Annotated in this window: 12 protein-coding genes; 6 read left to right on the top strand and 6 right to left on the bottom strand. The window is 46.4% G+C overall.

The features are described 5' to 3' along the window. Positions 1–57: 57 nt before the first annotated feature. The 3 genes from ACMUEV_RS26220 to ACMUEV_RS26210 all read right to left on the bottom strand — a co-directional run bounded on the left by ACMUEV_RS26220 (position 58) and on the right by ACMUEV_RS26210 (position 2,039). On the bottom strand, positions 58–564 hold the full coding sequence (locus tag ACMUEV_RS26220; RefSeq protein WP_017286139.1) for a chemotaxis protein CheW: 507 nt from the start codon (positions 562–564) through the stop codon (positions 58–60). A gap of 4 nt (positions 565–568) precedes the next feature. Next, complete coding sequence (locus tag ACMUEV_RS26215) at positions 569–934, bottom strand: response regulator transcription factor (protein ID WP_071596139.1); 366 nt, start codon at positions 932–934, stop codon at positions 569–571. Positions 935–1,025: 91 nt separating this feature from the next. Further along, positions 1,026–2,039: a response regulator gene (locus ACMUEV_RS26210; protein WP_017286141.1), complete on the bottom strand. Its 1,014-nt coding sequence runs from the start codon at positions 2,037–2,039 to the stop codon at positions 1,026–1,028. 836 nt (positions 2,040–2,875) lie between these two features. On the opposite strand from ACMUEV_RS26210, the gene ACMUEV_RS26205 reads away from it, so the two are divergent. The 5 genes from ACMUEV_RS26205 to ACMUEV_RS26185 all read left to right on the top strand — a co-directional run bounded on the left by ACMUEV_RS26205 (position 2,876) and on the right by ACMUEV_RS26185 (position 9,322). After that, positions 2,876–3,232: a hypothetical protein gene (locus ACMUEV_RS26205; protein WP_190653721.1), complete on the top strand. Its 357-nt coding sequence runs from the start codon at positions 2,876–2,878 to the stop codon at positions 3,230–3,232. A gap of 51 nt (positions 3,233–3,283) precedes the next feature. Further along, complete coding sequence (polA, locus tag ACMUEV_RS26200; protein ID WP_190653720.1) at positions 3,284–6,181, top strand: DNA polymerase I; 2,898 nt, start codon at positions 3,284–3,286, stop codon at positions 6,179–6,181. A gap of 503 nt (positions 6,182–6,684) precedes the next feature. Continuing rightward, the gene (locus ACMUEV_RS26195) at positions 6,685–7,251 is read left to right on the top strand and encodes a CAP domain-containing protein (protein WP_199329761.1); all 567 of its coding nucleotides are present in this window, start codon (positions 6,685–6,687) and stop codon (positions 7,249–7,251) included. A gap of 157 nt (positions 7,252–7,408) precedes the next feature. Next, positions 7,409–7,837: a SufE family protein gene (locus tag ACMUEV_RS26190; RefSeq protein WP_190653718.1), complete on the top strand. Its 429-nt coding sequence runs from the start codon at positions 7,409–7,411 to the stop codon at positions 7,835–7,837. 171 nt (positions 7,838–8,008) lie between these two features. Next, a complete protein-coding gene (locus ACMUEV_RS26185) occupies positions 8,009–9,322 on the top strand; it encodes a DNA methyltransferase (protein ID WP_199329760.1) in 1,314 nt (437 codons plus the stop codon). On the opposite strand, the gene ACMUEV_RS26180 is transcribed toward ACMUEV_RS26185, so the two are convergent. Next, positions 9,287–9,487 (bottom strand): hypothetical protein, encoded by a 201-nt coding sequence (locus ACMUEV_RS26180; RefSeq protein ID WP_017286148.1) that lies wholly within the window; start codon positions 9,485–9,487, stop codon positions 9,287–9,289. The two genes, ACMUEV_RS26185 and ACMUEV_RS26180, sit on opposite strands and share 36 nt — an antisense overlap. 224 nt (positions 9,488–9,711) lie before the next feature. Between ACMUEV_RS26180 and ACMUEV_RS26175 the strand changes: the two genes are divergently transcribed. Continuing rightward, the gene (locus tag ACMUEV_RS26175; RefSeq protein WP_017286149.1) at positions 9,712–9,909 is read left to right on the top strand and encodes an NblA/ycf18 family protein; all 198 of its coding nucleotides are present in this window, start codon (positions 9,712–9,714) and stop codon (positions 9,907–9,909) included. 774 nt (positions 9,910–10,683) lie between these two features. On the opposite strand, the gene ACMUEV_RS26170 is transcribed toward ACMUEV_RS26175, so the two are convergent. Continuing rightward, complete coding sequence (locus ACMUEV_RS26170) at positions 10,684–13,344, bottom strand: glycosyltransferase family 39 protein (protein WP_199329759.1); 2,661 nt, start codon at positions 13,342–13,344, stop codon at positions 10,684–10,686. 19 nt (positions 13,345–13,363) lie between these two features. Continuing rightward, positions 13,364–13,816: a GNAT family N-acetyltransferase gene (locus tag ACMUEV_RS26165; RefSeq protein WP_017286151.1), complete on the bottom strand. Its 453-nt coding sequence runs from the start codon at positions 13,814–13,816 to the stop codon at positions 13,364–13,366. Positions 13,817–13,821 lie beyond the last annotated feature (5 nt).

Here is a 13,821-nt window from a genome sequence, read left to right as displayed (position 1 = left end):
TCAAGTAAGTATCTTGGGGAGAACGTGAATCGGGCAATATTGTTGAAGCTTGATGGTTTAAGCTTGAGGCTGAAAGTTCGGCGACTGAACGATCGCTTCAGCATCCAAGACAAATAACACTTCCTGTTTTTGCAACACACACCCGCTTAAGTAATGTGAGAATCTTGCAGTTGCATGACTGAGTGAAGGCTGGATATCGGCAGCGGGAAACCAGATGGAGCCATGAATGTGTTGAACGGCGATCGCAAAAGAGGTAGAACCGACCCGCAGAATTAGCAAATCCTGTGCGGATACTGGAGAATGAATCGGGGCAGGAATTCCGCCAACATCGAGTAGATTCGCCAGATCAATCACCCACATCACCTGTCCCTGACGATGCATCAGTCCCAGCACATAAGATGGCATATCAGGCATAGGGGTGAGTTGTTGCAGCGATCGAGAAATCGCTTCTCGCACATAAGTCATTGGAACGACAACAGAAATCTTTGCACCCAAATCAAATTTGAGATACATCTGCCCCAAGCGATCTGGGATTGGGCGCAGAGTAATTGCTGAACTTTGCATGTCTTCAGCCTCCTACAGATTGAACAGCACGGATAAACTGGTCACGGGTGAATGGTTTCGTGATGTAGACATCTGCGCCCTGCTTCATCCCCCAAAGTCGATCGATATCTTGGTTTTTAGAAGTGCAAATAATGATTGGGACATCTTCGGTTACGGGATGTTTTTTGAGTGCCCGACAGAGTGCAAAGCCGCTCATTCCGGGCATGACGACATCCGTCACGACAACATCAGGCTTCTGTTCTGCAACTTTGTCGAGTGCTTCTTTGGCACTCACAGCCTCAATCACGATGTAACCGCTTTCTTGTAAGTAGTGGCTGAGAAGCTCACGTTCTGACGGGGTATCTTCGACAATTAAAACTGTACTCATCATCGGTTAGTAAAGCCTAGGCGGGGTAAAGGTGGGAGTGGGGAGTAGAGAGGTGGGGAGTGGGGAGGTGGGGAGATGCTTCCTGTATTTCTCTCTATCCTCTTGTTGGAAGATACTGAGCTACAGTTTGAAGTAGGTCAGCTTGCGTAAACGGTTTTGTTAAATATCCAGACGCTCCCACTAATTTGGCTCTGGCTCGATCGATGAATCCAGTGTGTCCAGTCACCATGATGATCGGGGTTGCTTGAAAACCGGGATGTCGTCTCAACATCGAACAAAGCTCATATCCATCTAAGTTCGGCATCCCTACATCTAAGAGAATCAGATCCGGCTTCTGCCGCATGATTTGCATGACGGCTTTGAGAGGATCATGAATCATGAAGACCGTAAACTGCTCGTCAAGATAGCTCTGGATCGCTTGCAAAATTGAGGGGCTATCATCAATGCAAATGATTTTGTACGATCGTGTACAGGCTTGAACAGGCTTTGAGGGAACTTCTAAAGTCTGAATCGGACGCTCCATCACTGGGGCAACAGCAACTGTTCGATCTCCAAGTGTTCGATCGCCAACTGCTCGATCACGGACTATCGTTGCCGTTGTTTTAGCAGGCTGATACCGTTGTGCAAGGAGCGGCAAAAGCTCAATTCGGCAAAGCTCTGGATAGGGATCAAACTCTGCACGTTCAATGACTTGAGTTTCACCTTCATACAGCATCAAAAATCCGGTGAGCACTTCTTGAGCCAACTGCTTGATCAACTGTTGGGCTTCACTGATCGATAGATATTGTTGTTCGACTAATCTTAAAATCGCTTGATAATCCGGGCTAATCCGACTGTGATTAGTGAGCGGCTTACGATCGAACAAAGCACGAACCTGCGATCGTACTGCACCGCCTAGGGTGGGAATATGCTGACTCAACCGCCCCAAATGCCGATCTAGTCTTTCAAATGGGCTAAGAGAACTGGTGGCAAAGGTCAGTTCGCCTTCACTGAAGTAGATTGACCAGTCCGCAATACTGGTTTCGACTTTCAAGCATCCCGTCAAACGCTGATGAATGAGACGAAGCAGTAATCGGTGAGGATGCAGGCTGGGATAAGATTTGACCATGGCGCTGAATCACAACTTCAAGGATTTTTCATCTTTTTCGCCCTAGATTTGAATGCATGGCAAGTTTGAGCCTGATCTCAGGACTCTGAAACCACATATTCTTAGGCGAGTGGAAGTGCAACCCTGTTTTAGATTCGTTTGAGTTAATCTAAGCCCCTGATATTGCCGCAACAGCGATCGATCAAAATTCTGATTGATTAGGACAAGCGATAGATGCTGGTACACACGACTTAACTTATTTAAGAGCTTACTGGTATTTACGGAGAATGACAACCTTCTTAAGAGAATCTTGAAGATATGATTTAGCGGGAACGCTCAACTTTTCTCTAGCTGCGTATCTTCTAAAACCTAAGTCTCATCGCATTTTTGAGAGCTAGAGGTTAAATTTTCTGCGAAAGCGATCGCTTTTGATACCAATTTTCCTGGCTGATATTTCAGTATTTACCCTGAGAAAAATCTACGTAAAAACACGGTGTTCGATTATGAGAACTTTATTAACGACAGCATCAACTCCAGCCCTCGGTTTTTTCTGCTTCTTCAAAATTCAGATCTCACCCTGTTGATTCCAATAATCTGACTCTTGATAGATGTCGCTTTTTTGTCTCCCCGAAAACTCCCCGAATTCTCCCCCGCAATTTCACCCGAATTGAGTATTCTGAATTCAGAGAAATCTGGGAAATCTCTTTGCGTTCAAACGGCGCAAGAGCTTCGGTCGCTGGGAAAGGGAAGCGCTGCACTCTCCGTGAATGAGGAAATTGCAGTCGCAAACTAAATCAACCGAAGTTTCTCACCTGTTCGTAACGAGTTTCGCTTGATTCGTTGCGAGCAGGTTTTTTATGTCAAGGCTTGCCCTCCCTTCACCGCTCGCTATTTCAACTCTGACCATGTTTGAAGAAAAATATCACGGCTGGCTCATTGAGATTTTGACTGACGCAGAGGGGTACATCTTCAATTGCTGGCTTCCCGGCTGTCGTTTGGCGGTCAGCGATCGCCAAAATTACCCCACGCTGTTTTCGGCTCGCACGGCTGCCAAACGTCGCGCTGATCGCGAATCTGTGAAGTGGGCGTTGCAGCATTGTTATCAGACTTATCGTCAAGGCAACCTGAATTCCGAAGAGTTTCAGACTCTCGAAGAATTGATCAACCAAACCTTGTTGCCCAATTTGGAAGCTAACCTTGGGCAGAGGGTCTAACTCGCGTTCGATCGCTACAATAAGATCTGTCTTTTTTGGTTAGTCGATATTTTGAGCGCTACTTCTTCCCCTAAAATCGTTCTCGTCGATGGTCATTCGCTGGCATTTCGCGCCTATTATGCGTTTGCGAAAGGTCGCGATGGTGGATTGCGAACAAAATCTGGCATTCCGACGAGTGTATCTTACGGCTTTCTCAAAGCCTTGCTCGAAACGGTGGAAGCAGAAAAGCCGGATTATTTAGCGATCGCGTTTGATTTAGGGGGCGCAACGTACCGCCATGACGCAGACGAGACTTACAAAGCGGGTCGTCCTGAAACGCCAGAAGACTTTAAGCCAGATCTGGATAATCTCCAAGAAGTTTTGAAGGCGATGAATTTACCGATCGTCGTTGTCCCCGGATACGAAGCGGATGACGTAATCGGAACGATGGCGCGGCGAGCCAGTCAAGAAGGCTTCGACGTGAAGATTTTGAGTGGCGATCGAGATTTGTTTCAACTGGTTGATCCAGACGAAAAAGTCAAGATCTTATATATGAGTACCAGCTATGGCAAAGGCGCACCGCCTCCGAAAGAATTTGGAGTAGAAGAGGTGAAACTCAAGCTAGGGGTTTTGCCTTCTCAGGTCGTAGATTTCAAAGCGCTTTGTGGCGATACATCCGATAACATCCCTGGTGTGAAAGGGATTGGAGAGAAAACGGCAAGTCAGTTACTCAAAACATATGGATCATTAGAAAATGTCTACGCCTCGATCGAGGAAATCAAAGGTGCAGTCAGAAAGAAATTAGAAGAAGGAATCGATGCCGCGCGGCATTCTCAATGGATGGCGCAAATTCACTTAGATGTGCCCCTAGAAATTGATCCGGCTGATTGTAAACTTCAGGGATTTGATGAAGAAACACTCCTGCCATTAATCGAACGATTAGAATTCAAATCGTTTTATAACAAGATCGAGAAATGGAAGCGACAACTCAGTGGCGAATTGAGTACAACAGAAAGTGCAGCAAAATCAGCAACGAATACACCTGTTGTTAAACAATATACAGATGAGGATGTATGGTTTTTCAGCGCAGAAGATACGGCAAATGCTGAAAAGTTTGAATTAGTCGAGATTACTCCACAAATTATTGATACAGAAGCGAAACTAAAAGAACTCGTCGATCGCTTAAAAACGACAAAAGAAACGATCGCTTGGGATACTGAAACGACCGATCTTGATCCGATCAAAGCTGATTTAGTGGGAATTGGGTGCTGTTGGGGTGCAGAATCCGATGCGATGGCTTACATTCCGATCGGTCATATCGAAGGCACAAATCTCGATAAAGCGATCGTGCTCGAAGCGCTGCGTCCCATTCTTGAAGACGTGAAATATCCGAAGTCATTCCAGAATGCAAAATTCGATCGCTTAGTGTTTCGCTTTCAAGGAATTGAACTCGCTGGTGTTGTGTTCGACACAATGTTAGCCAGCTATGTTCTTAATCCTGAAGCGAGTCATAAACTTAGCGATCTCGGATATCGCAATTTAGGAATTCACGCAAAAGAATATACTGATCTCGTTCCCAAAGGTAAAACCATTGCTGATATTGCCATTCCTGCAGTCGCAGACTATTGCGGAATGGATGTTTACACTGTGTTTCGATTAGTTCCGCTTCTGCAATCGGAACTTGAAGCAATTCCTGCTCTCTACAAGCTGCTTTTAGAAATTGAACAGCCTTTAGAGCCTGTTTTAGCTGAGATGGAAGCGACCGGGGTGAGAATCGATCGAGATTATCTCGTCCAATTTTCAAAATCTTTAGAGACAGAACTAGCCGCGATCGAAGAACGCGCCTATGCCTCGGCAAATCAGAAATTTAGTCTCGGTTCTCCGAAACAATTGAGTGAGTTGTTATTTGAAAAACTAGGACTCGATAAAAAGAAATCTCGCAAAACGAAAACAGGATATTCCACCGATGCAGCAACCCTGGATAAACTACAAGGCGATCATCCCGTGGTCGATGCGATCGTGGAACATCGCACCTTATCAAAACTGAAATCAACCTATGTCGATGCGCTGCCAAATTTGATCAATCCGAAGACCGATCGCGTTCACACCGATTTCAATCAGGCAGTCACTTCTACAGGTCGGCTATCCTCGTCTGATCCTAACTTGCAGAACATTCCGATTCGGACGGCATTTAGTCGTCAAATCCGTAAGGCGTTCATTCCTGAAGACGGGTGGCTTATGGTTGCGGCAGACTATTCTCAAATCGAGTTGCGAATTTTAGCGCATCTGAGCCAAGAGCCTGTCTTGCTGGAGACCTATCGCAACAATGAAGATGTTCACTCTCTCACTGCTCGACTATTAATGGAGAAAGATGAAATCTCCTCAGAAGAACGGCGGCTCGGAAAGATTATTAACTTCGGCGTGATTTATGGCATGGGAGCGCAGCGATTTGCGCGAGAAGCAGGCGTTCCAACCTCTCAGGCGAAGACCTTTATTGAACGATTTAACGATCGCTATTCCCGCGTTTTCGAGTATTTGCAGCAGATGCAACGAGAAGCGATCGCCAATGGCTATGTTGAAACGATCAAAGGGCGACGACGCTATTTTAATTTCACGTCTGAGTCACTTCTCAAACTGCGGGGCACATCACCTGACACGATTAAACTCGATCAGATCAAACTGCGTGACCAATTTGAAGCTCAAGCTCTCAGAGCCGCTGCAAATGCACCGATTCAAGGGTCTAGCGCTGACATCATCAAAATTGCAATGGCGAACTTACATGAAGTGTTGAAAGCTTATCCAGCGAGATTGCTCTTGCAAGTACATGATGAATTGGTGTTTGAAGTCGAACCGGATGCTTGGCAAGAATTACAGCCCAAAATTAAGTCCGTAATGGAAAATGCCGTTTCGTTGAGCGTGCCTTTAGTGGTTGATATTCGATCAGGCAATAACTGGATGGAAACAAAATAATTACCTGTATCCTCGACGTGTTTAAAGCTGCGATGAAGAAAAAGTGTGCGATCGCATCTCTAATTTCGATCAGATTAACAACTGGCACATTTTAGCTTGACCTTAGAAGTTAGATTTTAGGGTCAATTTCCAATTTGACCCCCAAATTCCCGCAAGTAGCCCTGTTCCAAAATTAGAAGTAGCACATATGCCAAAAGACAGAGTTTACTTTCCTTTTACATTAACCCCCGTGCATCCACCGCAATATTGATCACACTGTTGCTCAGTACATTGTCAACGAACTCTAAATCCATAAGTCTGTACGAGCAATCCTCTAATCAGGTTTTTATTGTGTTCCTTTCCTCATTGAGTCTTACCTTATTCGGACTCAGGCAAGTTTTCACAGTTGTCTAATCGGCGATCGAGCTAATCGCCCCAAGAAACCAATCTTCGTCAGATCTCAATGCGAGGTCAAATTTGGCATGAGGTTGCTTTCTGCATATTGTCATTCAAGGAAAATCAACATGATTATTCGCTCAGTTGACCATCTGAATCAAATACTGCAAGCAAACCAAGCCGCCTTCGGTGGACGCTTCCAAACTCAACTCACAACTCGATCGAACCTCACCCCGGTTCCATCCCAATCCAGCAGTCCTCCCCCTCTGCAACCCGCTCCTCCTGCCCCTGTTCAATCCACCAATGCAGGCTTTGGTGCATTTGAACAACAGGTTTTCGATCTGACCAATCAACAACGGGCACAGTTTGGCTTAGCTCCTTTGAGCCTCAATCTCACCCTGAATGATGTGGCTGAAAAACATAGCCAAGACATGGCAGGCAATAACTATTTCAGCCATCAAGGTCGCGATGGCTCCCAACCTTGGGATCGTATGCGGGCAGAAGGCTACAACTATTCCAGAGCCGCAGAAAACATCGCATTTGGGCAGCCGACTGCTCAAGATGTTGTTACAGCTTGGATGAATAGCCCCGGACACCGCCAAAACATTCTCGACCCCAATCTCCAAGAAATCGGAGTGGGCTACTATGACGGTTACTGGACGCAAAACTTTGGGACGGCAATGAGGCTCTCATAAAATTGTGACTCTCACCAACCTGGCGGATTCCATGCGCTAGGTTGATGTAATCGGGTTGAGGTCAGATCTCCAAGTTCTCCCAGACCTTGGAGATTTGACCTACGATCGAACCGAACAGATTACAATTAAGTAACAAAGACTTAGATAGTCGTGAGTTATGTCACTGTCATCCGCCCAACTTCCACCCGCACTCGATCGTATTGTGCAACGTCTCGCTCGCTCGACCGATCCGAAACGCAAATACGAACTTTTGATCACTCTGGCGCAACGCCTCAAACCGTTTCCAGAAACGGAAAAAACACCAGAAAATAAAGTCGCTGGCTGTGCCTCTCAAGTCTTTGTCGTTGCGAATTTAGAAGATGACAAAATTCAATTTCAGGGAGACTCAGACTCGCAATTAGTCAAAGGCTTAGTTGCTCTCTTAGTGGAAGGTTTAAGTGGTTTAACCCCACAAGAAGTTATAGATCTTTCACCTGACTTTATCAAAGCAACTGGACTTGATGTGAGCCTGACTCCTTCTCGTGCTAATGGTTTCTACAACATTCTCGCGAAGATGAAACAGAAATCGCAGGGGTTGATGAACTGATTAAATTTGAGCGATCGCTCCCTTATTTAGGGTTGCTGAAACTCTAATGTTGCGGCATTTCTGGCAATGTTCTCGAATGCAGCATTGTGTTATTGTTACCGCTAAGCAAAATCTTGCCAGAAATCGATCGCTCTTCTACAATTCAGTGCTAAACCGCGCTTGTTGAATCCGTTGGAATATTATCAGCCTACTATCCCCGATCTACCCATTCATCCTGTGCGAGCGCGTCGTCAGCGGCGTAGTTCTGATCTCAATCACATTCGAGATCACGATCGTGCCGCTCACGATTGGTATCGCTTTGTATTATCGTTTCCGCCACATTTAGTTCAGAAACACCTCGAAGATTTTGCGATTCGACCCGATCAAACTGTACTCGATCCGTTCTGCGGGACGGGAACAACTGTCGTCGAATGCAAAAAATTAGGCATTCCCAGTGTCGGAGTCGAAGCGAATAAAATGGCGTGGTTCGCGGGAACCACGAAAGTGAATTGGCATATGGAAGCCGATCGCTTAATGGCTCACGCCACTCAAATTGCAGAACTCGCCCATGCCAATCTGGATCAACCGTTACGCACGTTAGATGAAGAGCGATCGCAGTTACTCCTGAAAAATTCCATCAGCGAACTGCCTTTACACAAGGCCTTAGTTTTACTCGATCAATTAGAGCAACATCGGGATGAAAACTGCGATCGCTACGAAAAACTCGCCCTGGCAAAAATTCTTGTCTATTCGGTGAGCAATTTAAAATTCGCCCCAGAAGTCAGTGTTGGAAAATCCAAACAAGATGCGCCCGTGATTGAACTGTGGCTGAATGAGATGCAGCAAATTTCAAGAGATCTGCAACATCTTCACCCATTGAAAGAGATTCCTGCAACCGTTCACCATGCCGACTCGCGCAGCTTATTACAAGTTTTAGAGCCGAACTCGATCGATGCTGTGATCACGTCGCCCCCGTATCCCAACGAGAAGGATTACACTCGTGCTACCCGTTTAGAATCGGTCGTCTTGGGATTTCTGCAAACGAAAATCGACCTACGATCGATGAAACAGGGATTAATGCGATCGAACTCTCGCGGCGTTTACCGAACCGATGATGATGATCAATGGGTCGCGAACCATCCAGAAATTCAGCGCATCGCAGCCGAAATCGAAGCTAAACGAATTGAACTCAAAAAAACTAGCGGTTTTGAGCGGCAATATGCCCGAGCGACAAAACTCTATTTCGGCGGAATGGCAAGACATTTAGCAGACTTGCGGCAAGCCTTGCGACCGGGAGCACAACTTGCTTATGTCGTCGGGGATCAAGCCTCTTACTTTCGAGTGATGATTCGCACCGGAGAACTGATTGCAGACCTAGCCAAATCCCTCGGCTATGAAGTCGTCGATATTGAGCTGTTCCGAACCCGCTTGGCAACTGCGACCAAAGAGCAATTGCGAGAAGAAGTCGTCTTACTCAAATGGAACGGGAGCGAATCGCAGTATTAAAAAACCAGCGATCGTACATCCGATTGAAAATCCTAATAGCTTAAATTTTCCTTTCAAATCACCCTCAATGACGACGCTGAAAATCAAACTCGCGATCGTCATCAAACTCCCCAAGATCGTTGCTACTCCCCCGATCCAGGCTAAAATCAGCCACCCGATAATCATAAGCCCCTCCCTAGATGTACGGTTATCTCTGCAATTATTACCCCAGTGGCGGATGGTTATTTTGTCAAATGCTTGTTATCTTTTTTAATATCAAGTGTAGGATTTGAAACTGAGTCAGGGAATCCTCGAAGAATCATCCGGTTCGTTCAGGATAAACTACCTTGACAAAAGGGACATGTCATCCTGTAATTGGTCTACTCTCTTTCATTTGGAGTGTATTACGTATGAGTCAACCTGTAGAACTTTCATTGGAACAACAATTCAGCATTCGGTCGTTCGAGACCCAGGTGCAGCAAATGAGCCGTGAACAGGCTCAAGAGTTCCTCGTCCAGTTGTATGAGCAAATGCTGATGCGCGAAGCGATGTATCGTCACTTCCTGAAACAGCAATGGGGCTTAGAACCCGGCTCACCAATGCTCTAGTCTCCGCTTTCGTCGCGCGAGCGACCTCGAACTTTTGCTTTGTTCTCAAACGCAGAAAAGAGCAGGGGTGTGGGGCGTTCAAGCAAAACCCTTCCTGATATTTCGCTTCACTCGATTCAGTTTGTAAAATCTCACGACCTTCACACGAACTGCCAACTTCCAAATCATCAGTGCTTATCAGGCACACAGGAAGATAGCCTGCCTGATGATTTGAAAAAATGTGCCGCGTTATTGTCGTTTGGGGCAGAGTCTTAAGCGGTTTGATCACGCCTTTCCTAAAGAGCGCTTAAGGCACTGGCGACTTTTTCGACCTTCTCCATTTCTGTCAGCGCATTGCGGAAATCTTCTTGAACCTAGTCTGTTACAGCGTTAGATGGCTAGGACAAGTTGATTACTATTTCCCTCCAGGCAAAGCACGTTGGAGTTGAGCTAGCTTGAGCACTAGCACCCTTTGCCTGTTGTGCAGCATTGAAATTATTTCATGGTTTTGTGGGTAGTGCCACTCAACATACTCAATAAATGTATCTAACGTGAATTTGGGATAAGGGATTTCGCCCCTGTGCCGATGCGAATAGAATTCGCGGCTAGACGAACGAAGTCCACCGTCGTGGACTAATTTTTGAAGAGGGCTGTGAGTGCGCCGCCGCGCACTTTGTCTATTTAGGCGCGAATTCCATTCGCCAGCCGCCCAAACATTAACCCGAACTGACGTTATCTGTCGGGCAGAGTTGTGCGATCGTCTAGAAGCAATCCGCAGTCTAACGTTTGATTGCTTTAGCTCGATCGCTGATATTCCTGCCAAGCTTGTACGAGATTTCCTTGCATCAATCCTGCTACAGCATTGAGCGATCGTAGTTCTTTCAAAGCTGGATTGAGCGCGATCGCTGAATTTAAAGCTTTCTGAGCCGCTGACGCTCGAAAATCATACAAATTCACGAAAGCAAGATAAGCATAAGCGATCGGGTTTTTCGCATCTAATTGCGTAATCCGCTCAAACGTTTCGATCGCAGGTTGAACGCGGCGTTTGAGGACATTGGCGAGTGCTAATCCATAGGCAAACTCAAGATTATCTGGCTCTTGATTGAAGCGGTATTCGAGAATCTGTCGAGCCTGCGTTACATAGTCCTGAACCGGATCATATTGATTGAGTTGACCCACTTTCTCAAAGATACGATCGAGCGCTTTGATGCCCTGCGGCATCGTTGTGGCAAGTGAGCGCAGTTGAGTCACAAAATCTAACTCTGGAGCTTCAGTCGTCGCAGTCGGAGCAATCGTTAAGCGAATGTCGGGAACATCGATCGCATAAGTCGCTTTCGTTTCACGGTTTAGATAAGCGGCAGTTAACGTGTAGGTTCCTTGAGCATTGGGAGGCGGTAAAGCCGCAAGCCGTTCTGTAATTTGAAAAGCTGCCTGCTCAGGATGTGAACTCGGTTGTAGGTTGCCAAGCGCGATCGCATGGTCATGAAACCAACGTGTCACAGGCGGATTTGCAGCAGTCGTCGCATCGTCTGCAACTCGGTTCCAAGTGAGTAACAGTAAGCCAGAGCGGAGCTGTTTCCAAGACCCTGACCAACGATAGGTTACAGGCATCGGTTTTCCAGGAGCCGCTTGATTCGGAATCCGGATTTGTTCGAGTTTGACTTGCTGGATCGGTTGGGGATGGGGAGCAACGCGGATCGGCGCAATCGCTCGGCGGTAAAGTTGAAGTTGAGTTTGATCCGGGAGCTTCCAAATTCGATGCAATTGGAAATCTGGGTTTTCAGCGATCGCAGTATTTAAAGCAGCATACGCTTGAGGTCGTCGAATTGCTCCTGAAGCACCGTCTTTCGTGACATACCAATTCAGCGATCGTGCATCTTGTTCGACCTGTTTCACATTCGTTCCGACTTGCCGCCCGTACACCTGAAAGTTTCTCAGCGTGCCTTGATAGTTAAGATTGTGCTGATTAAATTCTGGTAGCGAAGGCAAAACTCCGATCGTCGTGACTAAAGCAGGGTCAGCTTCAATCACAGCATTCACGACATCCGCTTGATGCCAATCGCTCGCGAGTACTGCATGACGTGCATGAGGAAGTTGCAGAAATTTCGGGCTGAGTTCGAGCGGCAATAAGCTGAACATCATCAAAATGCTAGAAAGCGCGATCGCACCCCAGCGGAAAATCTTTAAGCGATCGGGAAAGAGCAGCAAGCCTTGAGCGAGCAAAATCGCTAATACGGGCAGTAAAGGTGTGATATAGCGATCGTCTTTATTCACATTCAACGAACAGAGCAGATAAGCGCCGATCAAAAAGATCAACAACCAACGCACCGACTGAAACCAAGCCTGATAAATTTCTCGTCTGTAACCTCTGCGCCCCATACCTCGATAGTCCAGAGTTTTGAGCCAGCGCCCTTCGACTTGCGACCATTGTTGTTCGATCACCGATCGCTTCCAATACAGAAGCAATCCCGCGATTCCCGCCGCAAATAAGGGCACAGACACTAAACCCGGCAGCGCTTTGAAGTAATAAATCCAAGCTTCAATACTCGTTAAAGCAGGATCACCTTCTGCGATCGCACTATCAACGGTTGCTCGTTTTCCCGCAGTCAGAATAATTAACCAATTCGTGCGATACCACGGTAAACAGATTGCAATGGCGATCGCAATTCCCACTGCTAACTGAATGAATCGTCGCCAAGCTCTTTTCCGAAGGGAAACAACACTTAGCCACACAATCGGAGTGAATAAGAAAAATAGTGCGGGTTGTTTCGTTAACAAGGAAAGCCCAAACGAAACCCCAAATCCTGCTGCATACAACCACGATCGCAAAGTAGAAATTTGAGGTAATGGGAAAGACTGCACGATCGCAATCGATTGAGTCACAGAAACAACGCTGGGCTGAGTCACGACTTGAGATTGCTGATCCGCAACCGGGCGAACCGTATCCGTCGCCCAAAGCGTTAATAGAAAAAATGTCAGTGTAACGATCGCACTCAGTGGAAAATCGATCAAGTAATCCAATCGAATTACAGACAATCCTGGTAGCAATAAGCACAGCATTGTTGCCCATCGGGCGACTTGGAGATTAAAGAGTCGAAGGCTCAATCCATAAACGGATGCGAGTAGAATCGCACTAAACAATGAATTGACTAACGTAGATTGCGTTTCCCCGGTGCCAAATATCTGAATAAAAGGAGTAGTGATTAAATATACAAGCGGTGGAATCTTAGAAGTCAAAAGCCAAACGCTTGTCCACCACTCTTGCGAAAACCAGCTTGGTTGCTGGAAGGCTCGCCAGAAATTCATTGCACCCGTTAAATACTCAGCTTGATCCCACGCTGGAACCGATCGATCAACCCAAAACCAAACGCGATCGACAACAAAGCCGATTGCCCAGACCGTGACCACGATCGGAATTCCATTTCTCCAAGCCGAAGATTGCTGTTTTGCGAACACTCACACCTATCCCAATTCTCTAAAATGTATAGCTCATTTTGATGTGCGGAATTCCTGCTTCTTCAAATTCCTCTCCTTCAGGAATGAATCCAAGTTTTCGATAGAACTCAACCACTGCACTTTGAGCATGAATTTGCACAGTCGCGATATTTTTGTTAGCCAAAAATTCTAAAACGGTTTCGACAATTTGGCGACCAACTCCGTATTTTCTTAATTCAGGTAAAACGGCTAATCGTTCCATTTTTGCAGTTTGGGGAGAGAGAAATCGAATTCTTGATGTTCCGACTGCATCTTGTCCAACCCAGGCTAAAAAGTGTACGGCATCTGCGTCTAATCCATCAAATTCTAGTGCGGCATCTACGCCTTGTTCGATTTGAAAAACACGTATCCGAATGCTTTGAATTGCCTCAAAATCGCGCCGAAAATCCGCGACTTTAATCGTAGGCTGAGCGGGAGAGCGTTCGAGTATCATATGTC

The sequence above is a fragment of the Leptolyngbya sp. FACHB-1624 genome (genome assembly GCF_047649235.1).
GTDB classification, from domain to species: Bacteria; Cyanobacteriota; Cyanobacteriia; order Leptolyngbyales; family Leptolyngbyaceae; genus Leptolyngbya; species Leptolyngbya boryana.
This window is presented reverse-complemented; position numbering and strand designations above follow the sequence as displayed.

Excerpts from the sequence above, each read along its gene's own strand:
- ACMUEV_RS26220 (WP_017286139.1), bottom strand. The coding sequence starts at position 564 with ATGCAAAGTTCAGCAATTACTCTGCGCCCAATCCCAGATCGCTTGGGG.
- ACMUEV_RS26210 (WP_017286141.1), bottom strand. The coding sequence starts at position 2,039 with ATGGTCAAATCTTATCCCAGCCTGCATCCTCACCGATTACTGCTTCGT.
- ACMUEV_RS26175 (WP_017286149.1), top strand. The coding sequence starts at position 9,712 with ATGAGTCAACCTGTAGAACTTTCATTGGAACAACAATTCAGCATTCGG.
- ACMUEV_RS26215 (WP_071596139.1), bottom strand. The coding sequence starts at position 934 with ATGATGAGTACAGTTTTAATTGTCGAAGATACCCCGTCAGAACGTGAG.
- ACMUEV_RS26190 (WP_190653718.1), top strand. The coding sequence starts at position 7,409 with ATGTCACTGTCATCCGCCCAACTTCCACCCGCACTCGATCGTATTGTG.
- ACMUEV_RS26180 (WP_017286148.1), bottom strand. The coding sequence starts at position 9,487 with ATGATTATCGGGTGGCTGATTTTAGCCTGGATCGGGGGAGTAGCAACG.
- ACMUEV_RS26165 (WP_017286151.1), bottom strand. The coding sequence starts at position 13,816 with ATGATACTCGAACGCTCTCCCGCTCAGCCTACGATTAAAGTCGCGGAT.
- ACMUEV_RS26205 (WP_190653721.1), top strand. The coding sequence starts at position 2,876 with ATGTCAAGGCTTGCCCTCCCTTCACCGCTCGCTATTTCAACTCTGACC.
- ACMUEV_RS26195 (WP_199329761.1), top strand. The coding sequence starts at position 6,685 with ATGATTATTCGCTCAGTTGACCATCTGAATCAAATACTGCAAGCAAAC.